Source organism: Streptomyces sp. NPDC025793, from assembly GCF_055558375.1.
This window is the reverse complement of record NZ_JBVHMR010000014.1, coordinates 1-19,183: the sequence shown is the minus strand read 5'-3', so window position 1 is coordinate 19,183 and position 19,183 is coordinate 1. Positions and strand designations below refer to the sequence as shown.

Annotated in this window: 22 protein-coding genes and 1 pseudogene; 15 read left to right on the top strand and 8 right to left on the bottom strand. The window is 70.4% G+C overall.

Going from position 1 to position 19,183, the window contains the following annotated elements; translation table 11 throughout:
• Nucleotides 1–5 precede the first annotated feature (5 nt).
• The 7 genes from ACZ4MF_RS25375 (at nucleotide 6) to ACZ4MF_RS25345 (ending at nucleotide 6,530) form a co-directional block, all read left to right on the top strand.
• Nucleotides 6–284, top strand: a complete 279-nt coding sequence (locus tag ACZ4MF_RS25375) for a hypothetical protein (RefSeq protein WP_467494223.1) — start codon at nucleotides 6–8, stop codon at nucleotides 282–284.
• Nucleotides 285–768: 484 nt separating this feature from the next.
• Nucleotides 769–1,374 (top strand): hypothetical protein, encoded by a 606-nt coding sequence (locus tag ACZ4MF_RS25370; protein WP_467494222.1) that lies wholly within the window; start codon nucleotides 769–771, stop codon nucleotides 1,372–1,374.
• 355 nt (nucleotides 1,375–1,729) lie between these two features.
• Complete coding sequence (locus tag ACZ4MF_RS25365; RefSeq protein WP_467494221.1) at nucleotides 1,730–1,948, top strand: hypothetical protein; 219 nt, start codon at nucleotides 1,730–1,732, stop codon at nucleotides 1,946–1,948.
• On the top strand, nucleotides 1,945–2,316 hold the full coding sequence (locus tag ACZ4MF_RS25360) for a copper resistance CopC family protein (protein WP_467494220.1): 372 nt from the start codon (nucleotides 1,945–1,947) through the stop codon (nucleotides 2,314–2,316). The genes ACZ4MF_RS25365 and ACZ4MF_RS25360 overlap by 4 nt, the downstream gene beginning before the upstream one ends.
• On the top strand, nucleotides 2,298–2,939 hold the full coding sequence (locus ACZ4MF_RS25355; RefSeq protein ID WP_467494219.1) for a DMT family transporter: 642 nt from the start codon (nucleotides 2,298–2,300) through the stop codon (nucleotides 2,937–2,939). The genes ACZ4MF_RS25360 and ACZ4MF_RS25355 overlap by 19 nt, the downstream gene beginning before the upstream one ends.
• Nucleotides 2,940–3,165: 226 nt before the next feature.
• Nucleotides 3,166–4,413 carry a glycosyltransferase 87 family protein gene (locus tag ACZ4MF_RS25350; protein ID WP_467494218.1) on the top strand — a complete coding sequence of 416 codons (1,248 nt, stop codon included), beginning with the start codon at nucleotides 3,166–3,168 and terminating at the stop codon, nucleotides 4,411–4,413.
• A 191-nt stretch (nucleotides 4,414–4,604) separates the two neighbouring features.
• Nucleotides 4,605–6,530 (top strand): NHL repeat-containing protein, encoded by a 1,926-nt coding sequence (locus ACZ4MF_RS25345; protein ID WP_467494217.1) that lies wholly within the window; start codon nucleotides 4,605–4,607, stop codon nucleotides 6,528–6,530.
• A gap of 34 nt (nucleotides 6,531–6,564) precedes the next feature.
• Here the strand turns inward: ACZ4MF_RS25345 and ACZ4MF_RS25340 are convergent, their stop codons facing one another.
• Both ACZ4MF_RS25340 and ACZ4MF_RS25335 read right to left on the bottom strand, forming a co-directional pair.
• Complete coding sequence (locus ACZ4MF_RS25340; protein WP_467494216.1) at nucleotides 6,565–6,954, bottom strand: transposase; 390 nt, start codon at nucleotides 6,952–6,954, stop codon at nucleotides 6,565–6,567.
• Nucleotides 6,924–7,607, bottom strand: coding sequence for an IS630 family transposase (locus ACZ4MF_RS25335; RefSeq protein ID WP_467494215.1), 684 nt, complete (start codon nucleotides 7,605–7,607; stop codon nucleotides 6,924–6,926). The genes ACZ4MF_RS25340 and ACZ4MF_RS25335 overlap by 31 nt, the downstream gene beginning before the upstream one ends.
• A 160-nt stretch (nucleotides 7,608–7,767) precedes the next feature.
• Here ACZ4MF_RS25335 and ACZ4MF_RS25330 point away from each other — a divergent pair, with 160 nt between their 5' ends.
• Nucleotides 7,768–8,565 (top strand): AAA family ATPase, encoded by a 798-nt coding sequence (locus tag ACZ4MF_RS25330; protein WP_467494214.1) that lies wholly within the window; start codon nucleotides 7,768–7,770, stop codon nucleotides 8,563–8,565.
• Nucleotides 8,566–8,753: 188 nt separating this feature from the next.
• Here ACZ4MF_RS25330 and ACZ4MF_RS25325 read toward each other — a convergent pair whose 3' ends face one another.
• Together ACZ4MF_RS25325 and ACZ4MF_RS25320 are read right to left on the bottom strand one after the other, a co-directional pair.
• Complete coding sequence (locus tag ACZ4MF_RS25325) at nucleotides 8,754–8,930, bottom strand: hypothetical protein (RefSeq protein WP_467494213.1); 177 nt, start codon at nucleotides 8,928–8,930, stop codon at nucleotides 8,754–8,756.
• Nucleotides 8,931–9,149: 219 nt separating this feature from the next.
• Entirely contained in the window at nucleotides 9,150–9,683 is a 534-nt protein-coding gene (locus ACZ4MF_RS25320; RefSeq protein WP_467494212.1) for a hypothetical protein, read from the bottom strand.
• A gap of 238 nt (nucleotides 9,684–9,921) precedes the next feature.
• Between ACZ4MF_RS25320 and ACZ4MF_RS25315 the strand changes: the two genes are divergently transcribed.
• Complete coding sequence (locus ACZ4MF_RS25315; protein ID WP_467494211.1) at nucleotides 9,922–10,437, top strand: EF-hand domain-containing protein; 516 nt, start codon at nucleotides 9,922–9,924, stop codon at nucleotides 10,435–10,437.
• A gap of 380 nt (nucleotides 10,438–10,817) precedes the next feature.
• Here ACZ4MF_RS25315 and ACZ4MF_RS25310 read toward each other — a convergent pair whose 3' ends face one another.
• Both ACZ4MF_RS25310 and ACZ4MF_RS25305 read right to left on the bottom strand, forming a co-directional pair.
• Nucleotides 10,818–11,069 (bottom strand): NUDIX hydrolase, encoded by a 252-nt coding sequence (locus tag ACZ4MF_RS25310; RefSeq protein WP_467494210.1) that lies wholly within the window; start codon nucleotides 11,067–11,069, stop codon nucleotides 10,818–10,820.
• A 164-nt stretch (nucleotides 11,070–11,233) separates the two neighbouring features.
• Nucleotides 11,234–11,929: a TetR/AcrR family transcriptional regulator gene (locus ACZ4MF_RS25305; RefSeq protein ID WP_467494209.1), complete on the bottom strand. Its 696-nt coding sequence runs from the start codon at nucleotides 11,927–11,929 to the stop codon at nucleotides 11,234–11,236.
• Nucleotides 11,930–12,034: 105 nt separating this feature from the next.
• Between ACZ4MF_RS25305 and ACZ4MF_RS25300 the strand changes: the two genes are divergently transcribed.
• Nucleotides 12,035–13,411 carry a serine hydrolase domain-containing protein gene (locus tag ACZ4MF_RS25300; RefSeq protein WP_467494208.1) on the top strand — a complete coding sequence of 459 codons (1,377 nt, stop codon included), beginning with the start codon at nucleotides 12,035–12,037 and terminating at the stop codon, nucleotides 13,409–13,411.
• A gap of 295 nt (nucleotides 13,412–13,706) precedes the next feature.
• Nucleotides 13,707–14,249, top strand: coding sequence for a hypothetical protein (locus ACZ4MF_RS25295; RefSeq protein ID WP_467494207.1), 543 nt, complete (start codon nucleotides 13,707–13,709; stop codon nucleotides 14,247–14,249).
• Nucleotides 14,250–14,330: 81 nt separating this feature from the next.
• Here the strand turns inward: ACZ4MF_RS25295 and ACZ4MF_RS25290 are convergent, their stop codons facing one another.
• Nucleotides 14,331–14,717 (bottom strand): hypothetical protein, encoded by a 387-nt coding sequence (locus ACZ4MF_RS25290; RefSeq protein WP_467494386.1) that lies wholly within the window; start codon nucleotides 14,715–14,717, stop codon nucleotides 14,331–14,333.
• A gap of 343 nt (nucleotides 14,718–15,060) precedes the next feature.
• Here ACZ4MF_RS25290 and ACZ4MF_RS25285 point away from each other — a divergent pair, with 343 nt between their 5' ends.
• From ACZ4MF_RS25285 to ACZ4MF_RS25270, 4 genes and pseudogenes are all read left to right on the top strand, one after another.
• Nucleotides 15,061–15,369: a PadR family transcriptional regulator gene (locus ACZ4MF_RS25285; protein WP_467494206.1), complete on the top strand. Its 309-nt coding sequence runs from the start codon at nucleotides 15,061–15,063 to the stop codon at nucleotides 15,367–15,369.
• A complete protein-coding gene (locus ACZ4MF_RS25280; RefSeq protein ID WP_467494205.1) occupies nucleotides 15,366–16,253 on the top strand; it encodes a hypothetical protein in 888 nt (295 codons plus the stop codon). The genes ACZ4MF_RS25285 and ACZ4MF_RS25280 overlap by 4 nt, the downstream gene beginning before the upstream one ends.
• Nucleotides 16,243–17,460, top strand: a complete 1,218-nt coding sequence (locus tag ACZ4MF_RS25275; RefSeq protein ID WP_467494204.1) for an alpha/beta hydrolase — start codon at nucleotides 16,243–16,245, stop codon at nucleotides 17,458–17,460. The genes ACZ4MF_RS25280 and ACZ4MF_RS25275 overlap by 11 nt, the downstream gene beginning before the upstream one ends.
• 175 nt (nucleotides 17,461–17,635) lie before the next feature.
• Nucleotides 17,636–17,839 (top strand): annotated as a pseudogene (locus ACZ4MF_RS25270) (DUF2267 domain-containing protein); the annotation flags it as partial.
• Between the two features lie 80 nt (nucleotides 17,840–17,919).
• Here ACZ4MF_RS25270 and ACZ4MF_RS25265 read toward each other — a convergent pair.
• Nucleotides 17,920–18,264, bottom strand: coding sequence for a MerR family transcriptional regulator (locus tag ACZ4MF_RS25265; protein ID WP_467494203.1), 345 nt, complete (start codon nucleotides 18,262–18,264; stop codon nucleotides 17,920–17,922).
• Nucleotides 18,265–19,183 lie beyond the last annotated feature (919 nt).

Below are 19,183 nucleotides of genomic sequence, written 5' to 3'. Positions count from 1 at the left end.
CCCCTGTGACTTTCAGGGGGCCGAAGGCCACGTATGGCGAGAACGCCGCCCCCACCGGGGCGTTTCCCGCGACCGGGAGGACGTTCGCCGTCACCCGGACGCACTGGTGCCGCATCGCCGACGGCCAGTTGATCGAGCACTGGGCCAATCGAGACGACCTCGGCCAGGCTCTGCAACTGGGCTGGGCGCCACCCACGGCCCTCTACGTCCTGCGCATGCGGCGAGCCACGCGCCGGGCCCGGCGCGACCACGCCCGGGTGGGGACACCGCGAAGGCCTGAATGACGGCGCGCTGTAACGGTGCCCCGAGTCCGTCACCGCGTACTGCTGAGGTCGCCCATCACCTCACGGAGAGCGGCTCCCGGGACAGCCGGGCGGTGGGCAGCGGGTGGACGGATTTCGCGGCCACGCACGCGCTCGGCCCAGCGATCGTGAACCGACGCCAGAGCCCACGGGAAGCAAGGGGGAGTACTGCCGGTGACCACCGGCCACCCCCGCCCGGCAGGCAGCGCCCCCGGCGCTCGGCCCCGCACCCACGAGGACCAGAACGCCGCCATCACCGCCTGCATCCGCCGGCGCAACGCCCGCGCCGATGGCCTCGACGATCTCCGCCGGACGAGCTTCGAAGGCCGCCGCGTCGGGGACGTTTACCCGCCTGGTCCGGTGGAAGAGTCGAGTCCAGCGCCCGGCCGGGCCCCGCCGCGAACACGGCGGCCCGCCCGGCCGGATCCCGCCCTCTCCGCTCCATCACCGGAACAGGAGTACGCCCATGCGCCTCTACGCTCAGACTCCGGCGCGCCGGAGCCGCCAGGTGCTCGCTGACCTGGTCGCCTTGGCCCTGATCGCGGTCGCGGTGGCGTTCGCGATGACCGTGCACGGCGTGATCATGCGGCTGGCCGAGCCGGGTCGCAAGGCGCAGAGCGCGGGCCACGGCCTCGCCTCCGGCCTCCAGGCCGCCGGGGACGCGGCCTCGCAGGTGCCGCTGATCGGGGGCTCCCTGAAGAAGCCGCTCCAGGCCGCCGCCGGGGCGGGTGACGGTCTGTCCGACGCCGGGCAGTCGCTCCAGCACGTCGTGGGCCAGGTGGCCGACCTGACCGCGCTCGCCCTGATCGTCCTGCCCGTGGCCTTCGTCCTGGTGCTGTGGCTCCCGCCGCGCCTGCGCTGGATCAGGCACAGCGCCACCACCCGGCACCTCTTCGACGGCCCCGGCGGCGCCGACCTGCTCGCCCTGCGCGCCCTGACCGGCCCGCAGCGCGACCTCGCAGCGGTGCCGGTCCCGCCGGGCGGCCTGGCCGACGCCTGGCGTCGCGGAGACGAGGAGGTCATCGTCGCATTGTCCGAAGTGGCGCTCAGGCGGGCGGGCTTGCGGGCCTGACGGGCGGGGCGGGTGGGATGCCGCTGCATATGCATGCACGTTGATTCGGTGAAGAAGTAAATGCGGAGTGCGTTCGAATTCACGGTGCCTCCCTTTTCTTCACGGAATGCGATGCGCGGATTAGTGTGTGGAGGTCCGTTCTCACAGTCGGGTGGTGGTCGACTATGAGGCAATGAAACGGGCGATCAACTGACGCGTAGCGGCGGATAACGGCGCAGGCGGTGGCGAAGGGGGCGGCATGCCGATGCCCGGGTCCTCCGCTTCCCCCTCGCCGACGCCATCTCCCGTTCCGTCGTCCCCGTCCCCGTCCCCGTCCTCGCTGTCGGGTGGCTGTCGGACCGGCGAGGTGCACCTGGTGCAGCCGCTGCTGAGCGACACGCTCAGCTCCGTGACCGGCCTGCTGGACGGCCTGCTCGGCGCGGTCCGCTCCTCGGCCACGGTGTCCGCAGCACCGTCACCCTCCCCGTCGCCGTCCGCCACCGCCCTCCTGCCGCGGTCCGCCGCCACCGGCCTCTCCCCGTTGTGTGTCGGCATCGCACCGTCGCCCTCGGTGATCCCGGAGGTGCTGCGGTGAGACCTCGCGCGCTGTCCCTGTGCGCCGTCACGCCGGCCGCTGTGTTGGTCGCTCTGCTGGCCGTGCTGCTGCTCGCTCCGGCCGCGTCGGCACACACCGAGTTGGAGTCGTCGGCTCCGAAGGACGGCGCGCGGCTCGCCCACACCCCGGCGACCGTACGGCTGACCTTCAGCGAAGCGGTCGATCTGCCCGACGTCCAGGTCACCGCGGACGGCAGGCGGCTGGCGGTGTCCAGGCCCGGTCGCGCCGAGCCGCAGGGCCGTGTCGTCGACGTCGCCTTCCCGAAGGCCTCCGGGCGGCAGCGACTCACCTTGGCTTGGCAGGTCCGCGACATGGAGGACGGCCATCGGTGTCCCCGCCGGCGATGATGCTCATCGCCTGGGCCCTGGTCTCCGGGCGGCCCGGCACCGCGCAGCTGGCCGGCGCCGCGATCGGGCTCGGCGGTGTCTGTCTCATGCTGCCCACGGGGGCGGGAGGGGTGAGCGTGCCGGGAGTCCTCGCCGCGGCCGCGGCCGCGCTGGTGTCGTCCTTCGGTCATGTCCTTACCAAACGGTGGAACACCGAAGCCGATGTGCTCGCCTCGACCGCCTGGCAGCTCACTGCCGGAGGACTGTTCCTGCTGCCGGTCGCCGCAGCCGCGGAGGGCCCTGCGCCCGCACTCTCCGCACCGGAGCTCCTCGCGTTCGGCTACGTCGCCCTGGTCGCCACCGCGCTGGCCTTCGCCGCCTGGTTCACCGGGCTGCGGCACCTGCCCGCGGGGACCGTGGGCCTGGTCGGACTGCTCAACCCCGTCACCGGCGTGCTGCTCGGCACCGCGGTCGCCGGAGAGGCGCTGAACGTCCAGCAGCTGTGCGGACTGGCATTCGTCCTGGCCGGAGTCGGCCTGGGACGGCCCGCACGCGCGGGCCGACGCGGCAGCCGCCGGACTGCTCCCCACCCCGTCCACGACCAGCGTCCTGCCCGCGAGTCCTCCACCTGCAACCCCGGGTGAGGACGGGCCGCGTCCACCACGGTCCGGCCGGCACCGGAAACCGGGCCGCGCCGCGACGGGTGGCAGCGTGGTCGCCCGCCGGCAGCCATTCACCGGGTGCTCCAACAAGACGAAGCGCTATGTTCATCGTGTTGTCACCTTCGTGCGGGCCGGCACCGGCAGTGTGAGCCGTGCAAGGCGGTTGACGGAGAGGCGCTGGAACGTGACGGTGTGGTGGCGTGCAACGGTGGCCGCGGGTCGCTCACGGACATGGGTGCCGGTGCTGGCCTGGGCGGTGACGCGAGCCGTACTGCTGCTGACGCTCTTCGGCGCCCTGCGCTTCCCCGGTGACGATGTCCGCCCCGACGTGGTCATCATCTACCACGGCTGGTACGAACGGCTGCTGACCGGCAGCTTTCCGATCGGCGACGTCACCTGGCAGTACCCGCCCGCCGCGGCGGCGGTCTTCCTGGCCCCGGCAATGCTGCCGTTCCTCACGTACTCGCACGCCTTCTACCTGCTCGCCTGCGCCGCCGACGCGACGGTCCTGGCGATGCTGTTGCGGGCCGGGCGGGCCCACGGCCGGGACCTGGCCGGCGCCTGGCTGTGGGTCGCCGGGCTCGCCGTGCTGGGCCCGCTGGCGCTGGCCCGCTACGACGTGATGGTCACCGCCCTCGCGGTCGCCGCCCTGCTGGCCGCCGCGCGCCATCCCCGGGTGGCGGGCGTGCTGGCCGGGATCGGCGCGCTGGTCAAGGTCTGGCCGGTACTCGTGCTCGCCGGTGCGCGGCCGGGCCGCACGACCCGCCGCTCCTGGGGGGCGGCGCTGGTCACCACCGTCGGCGTCGGCGCCGCGTTCCTGGCGTTCACCCGGGGACCGTTCGCGTTCCTCACCGAGCAGCGTCAGCGCGGCGTCGAGATCGAGTCGCTGGGCGCCCTGCCGTTTCATGTCCTGCGCTGGCTCGGCCTGTGGCACGGCACCTCCCGGCTGCACTACGGCTCGTTCGAGTTCCTCGGCCCGTATGTGCCCACCGCGGCCCGGATCGCACTGGCCGGCGCGGTGCTGGCCTTCTGCTGGCTGCTCTGGTGGCGGGTCCGCGCCCGCACCTTCAGCGACGCCGCGCTCTACGACGCCGCGTTCACCGCGGTGCTGGTCTTCGTCACCACCAGCCGGGTGATCAGCCCGCAGTACCTGATCTGGCTGCTCGGCCTCGGCGCGCTCTGCCTGACCGGCCGCTCCACCGTCCAACGCCGGCCGGTGCTGCTCATCCTGGCCGCGTGCTTCTTCACGGTGCTCGAATTCCCCGTCGGCTTCGGCCAGGTCGTGCGCAGCGATCTGCCGGGCATCGTCGTACTGCTGATCCGCGACGGGCTGCTGCTGGCGGCGACGGTCTCGGCCTGCCGCCGGCTCTGGCGCAGTACGGCCCCGCAGCCGGAAGCGACGCCTGACGACGCGGCGTTCTCAGACCCGGACCACGCGGTGGCACCGCTGGGTTGAGCCACCCCAATCCAGGCTGTCCCTCCTGACGCACAACCATTCCCGCTCATCGACTGTCACACCCATGTCATACGCTGCCGCTGGCAGTCGCGCCCCGGTCGTCACCGCACCGTTTCGGTCACGGCCGGGCGATGCGCGGCGCCATCGGCTCCCGGTCTCAGGCCGGGACTCCTCGTGGGGGTTACACAACTGTGCGAAGGCGCAGCATCTCGACCGCGACGGCGCTCGCGGTCGTCTTCAGCTCGGCGGCGCTGAGCGTGATATCGGCCGGTACGGCCTCGGCGGCTCCCGCCTCCGTGTACGCGGTCGGCGGGTTCGTCGTCGACGGCGCGACCGGCCGGGTCTTCGTCGGCGACGCGGAGACCGGCAAGGTCTTCGCCGCCGACTACAACGGCAACCAGGTCGGCGAGGCGGACGGCATCACCGACGTCACCGACCTCGCCCTGTCCGACGACGGCAGCACGCTGTACGCGGCCGCCTCGGGCAGCCACCAGATCGTGGCGCTGGACGCGGCCACCCTGACCGTCAGGTCCCGCTACACCGTGCCCACCACCACCGGCCCGACCCATGTGGCCGTGTCCGGCGGCAAGGTGTGGTTCACGTACGGCGACCAGTGGGACGGCAACCTCGGTTCGGTCGACCCGGCCGGCGCCGGTACGGTGACGACGGGCCAGTACACCAACAAGCTCTGGGGCCAGGCGCTGCTCGACACCGACCCCGGCCAGCCCGGCATCCTCGCCGTCGGTGAGACCGGTCTGTCCACCGACTCGATGGCCGTCCTCGACGTCTCCTCGGGCACGCCGCAGCAGGTCGCGTACTACCACGGCGACTACTCGCTCAACAGCGGCATCCACGACATCGACCTGGTGCCCGGCGGCACTCACGTGCTGGTCAACGGCACCGAGCGGCAGGCGTACACGAACGGCGCGTTCGCCGCCGACGGCGCCTACCCGAACGGGACCGACGCCGACATCGCCCCGAACGGGCTGGTCGCGCAGGCGAACGGCGGCACCGTGTCGGTCTACCGGCCGGACGGCGCCGTGCCGATCCGTACCTACAACACCGGCTCCAACGGGGCGAAGACCCCGCTGGCCTGGTCCCCGGACTCCACCGAGCTGTTCGCCCTCGTCGGCACCAACAGCGGCTGGGCCGTCACTCCGCTCGGCAATCCGACGCTGGAGCAGCCCACGCTGTCGGTGAACGCCCCGTCCACCGCGACCGGCGGCAGGCAGCTCACCGTCTCCGGCACCCTGTCGACGTCGACGCAGCCGCCCGCCGGCACCACGCTGAAGGTCCTCCGCACCGACGCGGAGAACCCGAACGGCAAGGCGCTGCCCGACGCCACCGTGCACGCCGACGGCTCGTACTCCTTCACCGACACCCCGCAGGCCGGCGGCACCGCCACCTACAAGGTCTCCTACGCGGGCGACGGCACCCACGCGGCGGCCACCGCCACCGCCCAGGTCAAGGTCTCCTTCGCGACGCCGAGCCTGACCCTGAACAACAACGGCAACGTGTACGACTACAACAAAGCCGTCACCTTCACCGCGCACCTCGGCCCGACCCACAAGAACCGCACGGTCGAGATCTGGGCCAACCCCTACGGCGCCGACAAGCCCAACAAGCTGCTGAAGAGCGGCACCGTCGACTCCAGCGGCAACCTCTCCGTCACCCTCAACATGCTCCGGGACACGGACGTCACCGCCGTCTTCAAGGGCGACACCCGCACCGCGCCCAAGACGGTGAAGTCCACGGCGTACGCGCGCGTGGCCGTCTCCCTCGCGGTCTCCCGGCAGTACAGGACGGCGAAGATCGGCACGACCCCTTACTACTGGTTCCACAAGAACGTCGCACCCCTGTTCACCACGACCATGACCTACTACCCGGGCCGCAAGCAGCGCCTCGAACTACAGGTCTACGTCAACGGCAAGTGGGAGGCGGACGGTTCCGAGTACTTCAGCCTGGGCACGGACGGCAGGTCCGTCGTCTACATCCCGGCCCCCGGCCACTCCGGCATCAAGGCACGGATCCGGTCCTCGTACATCAACGGCACCTCCGGCGACACCGTGAACACGACGACGTACGGATCCTGGAAGTACCTGTACTTCACCAACTAGTGCTTCTCCGCGGAAGTTTGCGGAGGGGTGTTGATCAGGCGGCCTTGAGTGGGGTGCCTTCGTAGGTCCCTCGGTAGGGCTTGGCGGTCTCGTTGTGCCCGATGACGTATGCCTCCAGCTTCTCGATCAGGTCGTCGCGGCTGGTGAAGTCACCATGCCGCACGACCCGGCGGGTCAGGGCGGAGAAGAACAGCTCGACCTGGTTGAGCCAGGAGGCGTGTGGCGGGGTCCAGTGGACGTGCCGGCGCGGGTGCTCGGCCGGCCACGCCTTGGTGTGCTTGGCGGTGTGGGAGGAGCCGTTGTCGAGCACGACGTGGATCGCCTGGCCAGGAGCGATCGCCTGGTCGAGCTGGTCCGGGAGGGCGGTGAAGGTCGCCGCGTTGTTGCGGGCGATCACCTCTGTGAGGACCTCACCGGTGCGCACGTCGAGAGCGGCGACGAGGGAGGCGGTGCCGTGACGCCGGTACTCGGACTCCTGCCGGGCGGTTCACCGGGGCGTGGGGGACGACCAGGATGGCGGCGTGAACGGGCGGCGATCGCGGTCTTCTCGTCGATGGAGAGCACCACCGCTCCCTCCGGCGGATCAGGGTGGAGGGCGCACACCGCGGAGGCTCGCTGCCAGAAGTCGGGGGTGTCCCGGCGGGTGAGCCAGCCACGGACCTTGTGCGGCTTCAGGTCCAGACCGGCCGGGATCCGGCCGACCTGGGAGGCGGAGACCGACACCGGGCAGGCACCGGCCACATGCTGGGCGACGGCCCGGTGCGACCAGGTCGCTTCCGGATGCGGCGGCATGCTGGTTGCTGTGGCCACGATCGCCACGCGGACCTCGGGCCCGTAGATCTTCGGCCGCCCCGACCGTTCGGCGTCCCGCAAGCCGTCCGGGCCCAGTGCCGCGGACCGCCCGCGCCACTTGCGCACCGTGTTCACGCTGACCTCGAGCTCCCTGGCGATCGCACCATTGGCGAGTCCGTCCGCCGCCGCGAGGACGATCCGGGCCCGCAGCACCGCCCGCACCTCGGACTTCGCCGAGGCCACCGTCCGCACCAGCCGCTCGCGGACCCGCGAATCGATCGCCACCGCCACCGCTGTCCCCGCCCGTCGCCCACCCTCCACGGCCAACGATCATGGCGGGTCGCCGCCGCACCCGGCAGGATGGGCCCGTGCCGAAGAACCCCCCGGAATCGATGCAGCACCACCTGCGCCCCTGAACCGCCACGCCCGCGCATGCTGGCCCCACGTGGACGCCATCACGGTCCGCTTCCGCACCGGATTCGCCTACGCAGCAGCCGAGTTGCCCGGCGAAAAGAGCCTGCCGCTGTGCCGACTGCGTTTCACCGGCGTACCGCACACCTGGGGCTTCGCCCTCTACCTGGCCGGCAACGACAGCTACCGGGACATCATCCTGCCCAGCGGACTGCCCGCCAGCTCCCCGGAGGAAGCCCTCGACTGCGCAGGCGACCTCTACCTCAACGCTCTCGCGCCGGCCATCCGGGTGCCGACAGGACTCGTCGTCCTCGTCGGTCCACCAGCCTCGGGCAAGACCAGCTTCGTTCGGGCACTGATCGCGCGCCGGCAGATCGACGCGGAAGCCGTGGTGTCCAGCGACGAGATCCGCGCGGAGCTTTTCGGCACCTCACCCGCGGAAGCGGAATCCGACGCGGCGGATGCACGGATCTTCGAGGAACGCGACCGCAGGATCGTCGCCCGGCTCGCCACCGGGCACAGCGCAGTCGCCGAGTCAACGAACGTCACGCCGCAGGCACGCGCACGGCTCATCGCCATCGCCGGGCGCTTCAACGCCCCGGTGACCATGCTGCGATTCAACCCGGACGTCACCGACCTCCTCCAGCAGTACACCGAGCGAGGCCGCACGGACCTCACCGCCGCGGACGTCCGCGCCTACGCCGCCATCATGACCCGGGACGCCGGTGCCGCCCAGCTCCGCTCCGAGGGCGCAACCAGCGTCCACGATGTCCCCGGACGTCGCCAAGCGACCACGCCCGCCGAAGCCGCCGCGCACTTCTCCTTCGTCTGACGTGCGACGCGTCCAGACCTACCTTCCGACACCCCTCCACCAACGTCCCGGGACAGCACAGCTAGGGCCTGTCCGATAGGTCGACGCAGACCAGAAGTACACCGGCACGCCCAAGCCTCCCTCACCAGAAGGAGACTTGGACGCGAAGGGCTGGCGGGGTACTGGCTATCGCTGTGGCGCCTTGGACGTCACTGGTCGAGCTCGTCCTGGATGTCGTCCAGCGACTGCTGCTGACCCCGCTCCTGTTGCTGCTGGCGCACCTTGTCCTGCGCCTGCTGGCCACGCTGCTGGGCCTGCTGCCTGGCCTGCTGGGCCTTCTCCTTGGCCTGCTGCGCCTTGCCCTGCATCTCGTCCTTGATACCCATGCGGGATTCACTCCTTGAGTGGGGGTAGGCCCAGGCTCGCATCCGGCTGTAACGTCCGCATCCAGAACCGTGACAATCAGTGACAGCGCCCTGACCATTCCGTCGCCGGTCCGGTATCTGCTCACGTCGGGGTGCGAGGCGGACGCGGGATCAGCCACTGTCCGTTACCGGCCCACCTTGGAACTCAGAGTTCGCACGCCGACCCCTATAGCCTGAGCACTACGGTTCAATCTCCAGTTGCACCTCGTTGCCGCCTCCCTGGAGGCCGGATGTGAGGCAGTCCGTGGGCAGTTCGCGGGGCAGCCCGGTGACAGTGCGCTGTACGGGATGTCCTTGGCCACGTCCCTCGACGACCCGGCCTCGCTGGATGACGACCAGGACTCCGGCGACGCGGAGGGTCGTGGCGCTGTCGTAGGCGATCAGCGAACTGCCGCCGTGGGCATACCGGACGGTTTCCGTCCCGCTTCCGCCTGACACGGCGACGCAGGAGGCAGCTGGTGCGTCCGAGTCGAAGGAGCCGGTGGCGGGGACGGTCCGGCCGTGGGCACCGCAGGTGTACGTGATGTCCGCGTGAACATGGGTCGGCCGGGCCAGGAGCGTGAGCGGTGGGTCGTAACGGCTCTCACTGTGCCCGACGCAGCCGACGCTCGTCTCCTTGCCCGTCATGGCCTGACCGGTCGGTGCCCACACCAACGACGATCCCGCCAGCATCACAGACCCCAAGGTCACCGCGACACCACGCCTGCCGAACATGTTCCCTCCCATACGTCCTGTACCAGTAACGGCCGTTGGCCTACCCAGGTGGGCATCCCGCACCCGGCGTCTCTGAGCGCGTGACCGCGCACGGATCGGGGGGTGCGCGGTCACGCGCGCCTGTACTCCCGCCGGACTTCACAGGGTCTGCTGCGGTCGCATGGAACCTGGAACACGGCGGGTAGCAAGCGCCGGACGAGCTCCCGTCGAGCAGGAAACGAGCAGGAGGAGATCTCCAGTGGGCGATACCACCGTTGCAGCCGCAACCGTCGCGCGAGGGCGTATCTTCGCCACGATGGACGCGGACGGGGACGGGGTCATCTCGGCGCGCGATTACCTCTCCCGGGTCGACCGGACCGTCCAGGCCACGGGACGCTCGGAGGGCGACCCGCTCGTCGTCGCCGCCCGCCAACAAGCCCACAAGGCATGGGCGGCGATGGACGCGAACGGCGACGGGAAGCTGACCTTCGAGGAATACGACGCATGGGTCGGCGCCGACAAGTTCGACAACGTCTGCCGGTTCGCCCTGGGCGCCCTGTTCGACCTCGCCGACGCCGACGGGGACGGCGCTCTGAACAAGGCCGAATTCACGATGCTGCGCACCGCGCTGAACAATGCGCCCGGAAACGCTGCTGCCGCATTCGACGCATTGGACGCCGACGGCGACGGCCGGGTGGCCCGTGATGAGTACCTGGCGTCGATCCGCTCCTACGTCATCGGTGCCGCCTCCCCCATGGGCGAGGCCCTGTATTAGGGCTGTCCGGTGAATCATCATCGGAGCCGCGGCCGTATCGCTGCGCTGCATGGCGGAGTCTCATTCGGGAGACCGACGCGCTTCGGCCCAGGTCGCTGGAGCCCGATCGCTCCAGGCGGCTACGGCACCGTGGGCCCGTTCCTTCGAGCCGCAGCTGTTGGCGAGGTCGGCCGCCACGGCGGACCTCCACTGTCCGTCGGTGCTCTCTTCGGTGATGGCGGGGTGGATACGAGCCGGGGCGAAGGCTGCGGCCGCGAGTGTGCCGGCGGGTAGCCCGTGAGCGTGTTCGATCTCGGTGTCAGCGGGCCAGTGCCGCAGGACGCGTCGACATCGCAGAGTACGGCGGCATACGGCAGCGAAGAGCGGGGCGGGGTGCTGAGTCATGCCCGCAGTGTGCTGTGCCGCGCGGTGCGCGGAAGACGTATCCGGCCAGGACGACGGGGCGCCCGGGGTGCACCGTGCGCCAGGCTGCCGGTGAGCAGGTCGGCGAGACCGAGGGGGTAGACCGGCTCGCCTGTGGCGCGCGGTTCGGCGAGAGTCCACCAGCGGTGTTCGCGAATGTTGTCGGGCTGCGATGCCCGGGCCGGGTCGACGTCGGCGGCGGAGACTCGGGTGAGGAGGTACTTCTCCACCTGGTGTCCTGGTACTCGTGTGAGTGCACCACCAAGTACAGAGATATGTGCACCGCGCAGGCCACGTCGGTGTCCCGGTCTGCCTCGCCTCGTCCTGCTCGTGAGTCGGCGCGGAGCCGGGAAAAGGGGCGTTGGGCTGGTCGGCCGGGTGTTGTCCGGGGCGGTCACTCGGGCCGACTGGCGCCACCGGCGGTGAGGCGGGCCTCGAAGCCGTCGAGGAGGGACTGAAGGCCGAACGCGAAGGTGTTGTCCGGCGCTGCGGCGTACTCCGTGGCGGCCGTGGTGCCGAGGCGTCCGCGCAGGCGCGGGAATTGCATGGCGGTCTCGGTGGCGCGTGTCATGGCGTCGGCCATGAGTTGCTCGGCGTCTGCGCCGTTCTTGCTCAGCCGGCGGTTCAGCGAGACCTGCGCGGCGGGGCCGAGCGCGCTGCCGAGCACGAAGGTGAGAACGGTGGCGGCCGCCTGGTCAGCGTCGTCGGCGGTGAAACCCGCCTTTTCGTAGATGGCGAGGCTGAGGTCGTTGTGCAGGGCCTGGCCGGGCCCGTGGAGGAGGTGGCTGCCGAATGCCTGGACGAGCCAGGGGTGGCGGGTGAGCATCGCGTGCATGCCGGTGGCATGACTGGTGGCGGCCGTGCGCCAGTCGGTGGCGTCGAGATCGGGCGGCTCGACCTCGTCCCAGATCGCGTCACTGGCGAGTCGGACCAGGTCGTCCTTGGTCTTGATGTGCCAGTAGACGGCCGTGGCGGCCGAGCCGAGCCGTTTCGCCAGGCTCCGCATGTTGAGGCCGTCCAGTCCCTCGTCGTCGAGCAGATCGATGGCCGCACGAACGATCCGGTCTGCGGTCAGTGTGTCTCGTGACATGCCCACCACCCTACTTGAACTTAGTTCACGTCAAGGCTTGCACTTTGTTCGAGCCGCGGTCTACGCTGCCGCTCGTACTTAGTTCAAGTACCCGGAGGGGGAGCAATGCTGCAGGACAAGCTGTCGGAGTTCGTCAACGCGCAGGCCGCGGAGTTCGGCGTTCCCGGTGTCGCGGTCGGGGTGCTCCTGGACGGCCGGGAGATCCACGCCTCGCACGGCGTGACAAGCCTCGGCAACCCGATGCCGGTCGACGAGAAGACACTGTTCCCTCTGGCGTCGGTGTCCAAGACCTTCACGGCGACCGCGCTGATGCGCCTGGCCGCCGAAGGAAAGGTGGACCTTCACGCGCCGGTACGGCGCTACGTGCCCGAACTGAAGCTCGCCGACGAGCAGGCCGCGGCGCGGATCACCGTCCTGAACCTGCTCAACCACACCGCAGGCCTGGACTGGAACCTGATCGACGACGGCGAAGGCGACCGCTCCCTGGCCGGCCTCGTGGCGAAGCTGCCCCGGCTGCCGCTCATCGCACCGCCCGGGACCCGCGCCTCCTACAGCCAGGCCGGTTACAACCTGGCCGGGCGGATCATCGAGAAGGTCACGGGCCTGCCCTTCGAGCAGGCCATGGCCTCGCTCGTCCTGGAGCCGGTGGGCCTCGCGGACACCGTGTACGGCCTGTCCGAGGTGATGGTCCGCAAGTTCGCCGTGGGCCACAACCGCGGCGACGACGGCGAACTGCGCCCCGCCCGGCCCTGGGCAGCGTTCAAGGAAGGCGCGCGCGCCGACAACCCCGGCGGCGGCCTCGCCTCCACAGTGAGCGATCTGCTGCGCTGGGCACGGTTCCAACTCGGCGACGGCCAGGGCGTGCTGCCCGCCGCGGAGCTGCACCGCATGCGGGAGCAGACGGTCGGGCTGCGCGCCAGCACGCTCGGCGACGGCTTCGGCATCTGCTGGTTCCTGCACGACCTGGACGGCCTGCACGCCATCGGCCACGGTGGCTCTGGCAACGGCCAGTTCGCCGAACTGCTCATCGTGCCCGAGCGCAACTTCGCGGTGGTCTGCCTGGCCAACGCCGGCCCGGACGGCTACCCCTTCAACCAGTCCGTCGTGCGGTGGGCGATCGAGCACTGCCTCGGCGTCGTCGAGAAGACGGCGGAGCCGGTCCCGTACGACGAGGGACACGCCCAGCAGGTCGTCGGCCGCTACGAGATCGACGCCATGAACCTCGACATCGCCACCGACGGCACCCGCCTCACTCTGGCGGTCGGCATCAAGCCGGAGATCCGCGAGGCATCGGACGAGGAAATGCCCCCGGACTACCCGGCCGCGGACATCGGCTTCCTTCCCGGCGCCGACGACGAGTACATCGTCACCGAAGGCGGCCTCAAGGGGCAGCGCGGCTACTTCTCCCGCGACGCCAACGGCGCAGTCACAGGCGTCGACCTCGCCGGCCGCCTCTTCCACCGGGTCACGGAACCATCCTGATCCAGCGCAGGCAGAGGCGGTCCCGAGCGGCCGCCCCTGCGGGCACCCCGAACCGACGACAGACGGCTCACGGACACGACCCGACTCCGCCACCATGTCGGTGCACTCTCATCCGTACGGGGTGGCGCACATCCGCCTGTACGCCGACACCACCCCGCCCTCGTCTTCGGCATCGACGAGAAGACCGCCATCCGCTACGCGGACTCAGCACGTGCGCTTCTGGCAGAAGCTGCCGAGCAGGCATCACCGTGAAACCCACTCGACCTGCTCAACCCACTGACGAGACCATGGACAGATGCCGTCGACCGAAACAGCCGCCCGCGAACTTCAGGACCGTGCGGTTCTCTGGAGCATGGGCGAGATCCGCGCAACCGACGTCGTCGCTGCTGCCTGTGACGCACTCGTTGCCGGCCTCGACAGTCCTGCCCTGCGGATCTTGGCCGCGTGCACACGCGCGGAGGCGGATTACGACGTCCCCGACCTCCTTGCCCCGGCACTCGACGAACTGGGCCTCACCTTCTGCTCAGTGGGCAGCGTTGCCGGACAGGAAGCCGCCGCACGAGCACTTGCCGCCCGCATGCTGGCCGGCGAGCTGACGCCACGGGAGCTGGCCTTCCGGATCCACCAGCGCTTCGGGCACGAACTGCCTCTGGCCGAGCGACTCGCCGAACTGGACGACGACTACGACGTCCTCGAATACGGCGACAGAACACCGGCACAGGTCGACGCCGACGTCACGGCCGAAGCTCTTCGGCTTGCGCAGCAACCTCGTGTTCCAACCGAACCCACGGGCCCCGTCGGCCTGAAGCAGACCGGTGGACCAGTGGCTTCAGGCTGAAGGACCTTCGGTTTCCTTGAACCCACGGGGATCACGGCCCTGGAGTCCCAGCTCAGACACCAGCCGCAAAGTAGCGGGTGATCACGCGCTCGCCGCTGTGGCGGCCTGCTCGTCGTATTCGCGCAGCATCCGCATGACGGTGGCGGGCGAGGGGTGCTGGCCCTTCTTCGTGCCGGTGGTGATGACGAGGCGCTTGGCGATGTCGCGCAGGCTCATCTCCTGGTCGCGCAGGTGGAGGGCCATGGACAGTATGTCTTCGTCGGTGACGCCCGCGCCGCCGATGGTTTTGGCACGTTTGCGGGCGGACTCGTGGCCTTCGAGGGTGCGGTCGCAGATGTACGCGCGCTCCATGCCCGACATGGCCGCGAGCACGGCGACACGATGCCGGACGGGTCGTGCGAGCCTTTCAGTTCGCCGGTGAGGAACACTCAGGCCGACGTCGCTGGCCTTCAGTTCCTCGGCGAGCAGGGCGAGTTCGATGCCGCGGCCGAGCCGTTTGTGTTCGTGGACGACGAGGGTGACGGTGACGCCGGAGGGGCGGATCTCCCGGCGAGTTTCACGATGGCCTCCAGCTCCGGGCGTTTGGTGGCACGCGTGGAGATCTCCTCCGGGAAGACGCGCGTCACGCCGGCCTCGGCGAGTGGGTCGGGTTGTGCAGCGAGGGACTGGAGTGCGGTTGAGGCACGTGCGTACCTCAACGCCACAGCGTGGGACTCGTTCCAGAAGCCTGCGACCAAGGATCGCTTACTATGCCTGGCGATACATCGTGACGCGTTATATCCTCTCGCGGAGGTCGACGGAGAGGGGAATCATGGCGTCCGAGACCGATCCGGCCGTACTCGTGTTGGCGAGCCTGGCTGACGAACCCAGGCACGGTTACGCGATCACTCAGGACATCGCGGACTCGGTCGGTGTTGTCCTCGGCCCCGGCACTCTGTACGGGGTGCTGGCCCGGTTGGAAGCCGACGGGCTGATCGAGGCGCTGCCCGCGCAGGGGCGTCGCCGCCCCTACCGGATCACCGGTCTCGGCCAGCGCACGCTGGCCGAGCAGGCGGAGCAGATGCGGCGGGTGGCCGATCTGGGGCTACGCCGGCTCCGGGCCGCGGGGGCCATGCCGTGAAAATCCCCAACGCCGCCGAGGGCAGGCCCGACTGGCGGGTGCGCGTGCTGGTCGGGTTGTATCCGCCCGTGTGGCGCCACCGCTACGCCACGGAGTTCGCGGCCCTGCTGGAGGACGGTGGCGTCGGGGTTCGGCAGGTGGTCGACGTCGCGGCTGCGGCGGTGCGCGTCTGGGCCCGTCCCAGCAGGCACCTGCACGACCGGACCGGACGGATGTGCACCACCGTCGCGGTGACCCTGTGCGCGTGGACGGCACTGGCGGCCGGTGCCGTCCTGTTCGCCAAGACCACTCGGGACGGGGCCTGGTACGTCACCGGGCACACCGACCCGGCCGCAGGGTGGTACAACGTCTACGCGCTGGCCTCGGCCACGTCGGCGCTGGCCACCGCGGTCGGCTGGCTGCCCCCGGTGGTTGCCGTCCTCCGCGCCCCGCAATGCCATCCCGGACGCCGCCGCGCCCGCGTGCTGTTGCTCGTCCCACCGGTCGCCGTATCGGCCTTCCTGGGTGCTGCGGCGGTCCTCCGGCTGATCACCCACGGGGTGGGTGTCGGCCCCACCGGGTTTCTGGTCCTGGTCGGGCTCGGCCTGTTCGCCGGTGCGGCTTTCGCCGCCGGACCGGCCGCCGCGCTGCGGCGCGTCACGCCGAGCGGTGCGGGGCTGCGCGTCGCCACCGTGGCCAGCGCGGTCGCCACAGCACTCATGGCGGTGGCCGTTACCGCCAGCGTCGGCTGGGGCCTGGTCACCTTCGCCGACCGGCCCGCGTTCACGGCACTGGCCGGCTACGGCACGGTCGTGGCGGTCACGCTGGTGGTCGCGGCGACCTCCTCCGCACGCGGCCTGCGGGCCGCCATCGCACGTACCCGGGGCAGCGTCGATGCGCACTGACCGTCGGTGGCCACGCCGAACCCTGAAGACCCTGCTCGTCCTGGCGACCGTGCTGGTGGTGACGCTCGGCGGCTACATCGGCTATGTGGCGGTCCGGCAGGGGCAGCAGGTCACCCTGCCCGCCCCGACCGGCCGTTATCCAGTCGGCCGGACCACGGCCGACTGGACCGACCACGCCCGCACCGATCCACTCGCCCCGCACCCGGGCATGCCGCGGGAGCTGTCCGCGTGGCTGTGGTATCCGGCCGTACCCGCCCCCGGCGCGCCACCCGCGCCCTACGCCCCGGGCGCCTGGTCGGGACTGCACATGGGCGGCCTGCCCGGGCTGGGCGAGACCAGTTTCGACGACATCCGGGTGCACGCCGTCGCCGACGCCCCCGTCGCCGCCGGCCGGTTCCCCGTGGTGGTGCTCGAACCCGGGTTGGGTCTGGCCGCGCCGCAGTACACCACGCTCGCGGAGAACCTGGCCAGCCACGGATACCTGGTGGCCGGGATCACCCCCACCTACAGCGCGAACCTGACCGTGCTGAACGGACGGCCGGTGAACGCGACACCGGCCGGTAACCCGCAGGACTCCGACGCGGCCGCCATGCGCCCGGCCAACGACCGGCTGGTCAGCGTATGGGCGGCCGACGACCGCTTCGCCGCAACCCGGGTCGCCGCGCTGGACGCCACCGGCCCCTTCGCCGGGCACGTCGACGCGGCCACCACCATGTACCTGGGCCACTCCTTCGGCGGAGCCGCCGCGCTGCAAGCCTGCCACGACGACCCGCACTGCGCCGGAGCAGCCGACCTGGACGGAACCCAGTTCGGCACGGTCGTCCACTCCGGACTCGGCAAACCGATGATGCTGCTGGCCAGCCAGAGCTCCTGCATCACCGGAACCTGCCGGCCGAGCAATGGCGACGAGCAGTCCGAACGCGACGCCGCCCGCGCCTTGCTGGCAGCCAGCACCGGTCCCGTCTGGAGTTACCGGCTCAACGGGGCCGAGCACTTCAACTTCAGCGACTACGGCGCCTACTACCTGGCCGCGCCGATCCGGTCTGTGGTCGGGCTCGGGTCGATCGACAGCGACGACGCGCTGACCATCACCAACGCCTACCTGGCCGCGTTCGTCGACCATGTGGCCCACGGCCTGCCGGAACCGCTGCTGGCCGGCCGGTCCTCGCCGTACCCCCAGGTCGAGGTACAGCGCACCGCGTCGTGAGCCTGCGCACAGGAGTTTGGATATCCGTGCCGCCGGCTCCGGACATCGCCAGAGGTCGCTGCTCACGACCCCGGTTCGTTTCATGAGGGAGTTTCAGACGCCTAGCCTCGATCGTTCATGAGGGTCCGTCAGCAAACTGACCCCTCATGAATGATCGAGGCTAGGAAACATCATCCAGCCGCTGACCGGCTGGGCCTTCGTCAAAGATCTCGCCACCGGCAGCGAAATGACCCTGGCCACCACCCGCTGGGACCCCGGCTCCGTCCTCGCCGTCGTCGCCGCCCTGGCCGGCCCCGACCTGCTTACCCGCATGCTGCGCCGGCTCCCCGGCGGCTACGTGTTGCTGTTCGGCCGCGCCGAACTCACCCAGGCGGCCTGAGCGCGTGCCGTCGAAGCCTGATGAAGTCGGCTTCGCTCGCCGGCGGTCGGTGTCGTCCGCCTGCCGCCCGGTGTGGAGTTTCAGGCCGTGGTCTTCGGCTGGGCCTCGCCGTCCTGGGTGCGCGGTTGCTCGTTGATGCGCTGGGCTTCTTCGAGCTGGTCTTCGAGGATGACGATGCGGCAGGCGGCCTCGACGGGAGTGCCCTGGTCGACGAGTTCGCGGGCGCGGGCGGCGATGCGCAGCTGGTAGCGGGAATAGCGGCGGTGGCCGACTTCGGAGCGCAGCGGGGTGATCAGGCGGTGCTTGCCCAGGGTGCGGAGGAAGGCGGGGGTGGTGCCGAGCATCTCGGCGGCCCGGCCCATCGTGTAGGCGGGGTAGTCGTCATCGTCGAGATTGTCGACGGGACGGGGACTGGCAAGGGGCATAGACCTCTTCTTCCAGGGGGACACGTCGGGAGGCCCGGGCGCCGTACGGCACCCGGGCCCCGAGCTTTCAACACCATCTACCGGCCAACTGTGCCGGCCTTCTTTTTCCGCAGGTCCGCGTGGGAGGGCGGGGCTGCGGGGATCGCGTATGCGTGACCGGGGACCACCTTCCAATCCGGGGCCTTGCGGTACCCGGGCGGACTTCTTCCTCGCCCGGGCGATCCCGATGGCGTCTGCTCCTTACCTCATTCGGTGACACGGTTGTACTGCTGGATAACGCGGGTATTGCTCGCAACCCCACGGGGGAGGGGGCCGCGTCCTGCTTGACCTGCATGCACGGCAGTTCATCTCTGCCGCACCTCATCGACTTCCTGAGTACGCCAGAAATAATAACCTTGCGGCGAGCCAATGTCTACCATGACCGCGACAGGTTTTCTTGCGAGCCTATGTGCGGCTTCTTCCGCAAATGCACTCGGAAGAGTGCTGTCCCGGGTTGAAGCCCGGGCAGGCACGCGCTGAGCCGGCGGCACAATCGAGCTGTGCGCAGAGGTGAGCCCAGAAGCCACCCGCAGCGATCTTGGAGACATCAGCCCTTCCGCCGGGCGGCGGGGTCGCGCTCGGCAACGTGCCGTGCGACCGCGTCGACGCCGGGGCGGGCGTACCGCTCCAGGGACCGGACGGAGGGGAGGCGGCGTGCCTTCGACCAGTGCCACGCTCACCGTGCGTGATGCCTGGGGCGCCACGCACCCTGTCACGTTGCCCGTCACGCGCGCCGCCGACCGCGTGCCAGCAGCCGCACCGATGTCCGAATTGGACCTGTTCTAAGAGCTCATCTCATTTGGTGAGTCTGCGGTAGCAGATCAGGGTGCAGGCAATGCTGGTGAAGGCGAGGAAGTGGTCGGCTTTCCGTTCGTAGCGG

Bases quoted from the DNA above. Each gene is read 5' to 3' on its own strand.
- ACZ4MF_RS25325 (WP_467494213.1), bottom strand. From the start codon at position 8,930: ATGGGTATCAAGGACGAGATGCAGGGCAAGGCGCAGCAGGCCAAGGAG.
- ACZ4MF_RS25300 (WP_467494208.1), top strand. From the start codon at position 12,035: ATGCTGCAGGACAAGCTGTCGGAGTTCGTCAACGCGCAGGCCGCGGAG.
- ACZ4MF_RS25320 (WP_467494212.1), bottom strand. From the start codon at position 9,683: ATGTTCGGCAGGCGTGGTGTCGCGGTGACCTTGGGGTCTGTGATGCTG.
- ACZ4MF_RS25285 (WP_467494206.1), top strand. From the start codon at position 15,061: ATGGCGTCCGAGACCGATCCGGCCGTACTCGTGTTGGCGAGCCTGGCT.
- ACZ4MF_RS25370 (WP_467494222.1), top strand. From the start codon at position 769: ATGCGCCTCTACGCTCAGACTCCGGCGCGCCGGAGCCGCCAGGTGCTC.
- ACZ4MF_RS25275 (WP_467494204.1), top strand. From the start codon at position 16,243: ATGCGCACTGACCGTCGGTGGCCACGCCGAACCCTGAAGACCCTGCTC.
- ACZ4MF_RS25305 (WP_467494209.1), bottom strand. From the start codon at position 11,929: ATGTCACGAGACACACTGACCGCAGACCGGATCGTTCGTGCGGCCATC.
- ACZ4MF_RS25295 (WP_467494207.1), top strand. From the start codon at position 13,707: ATGCCGTCGACCGAAACAGCCGCCCGCGAACTTCAGGACCGTGCGGTT.
- ACZ4MF_RS25265 (WP_467494203.1), bottom strand. From the start codon at position 18,264: ATGCCCCTTGCCAGTCCCCGTCCCGTCGACAATCTCGACGATGACGAC.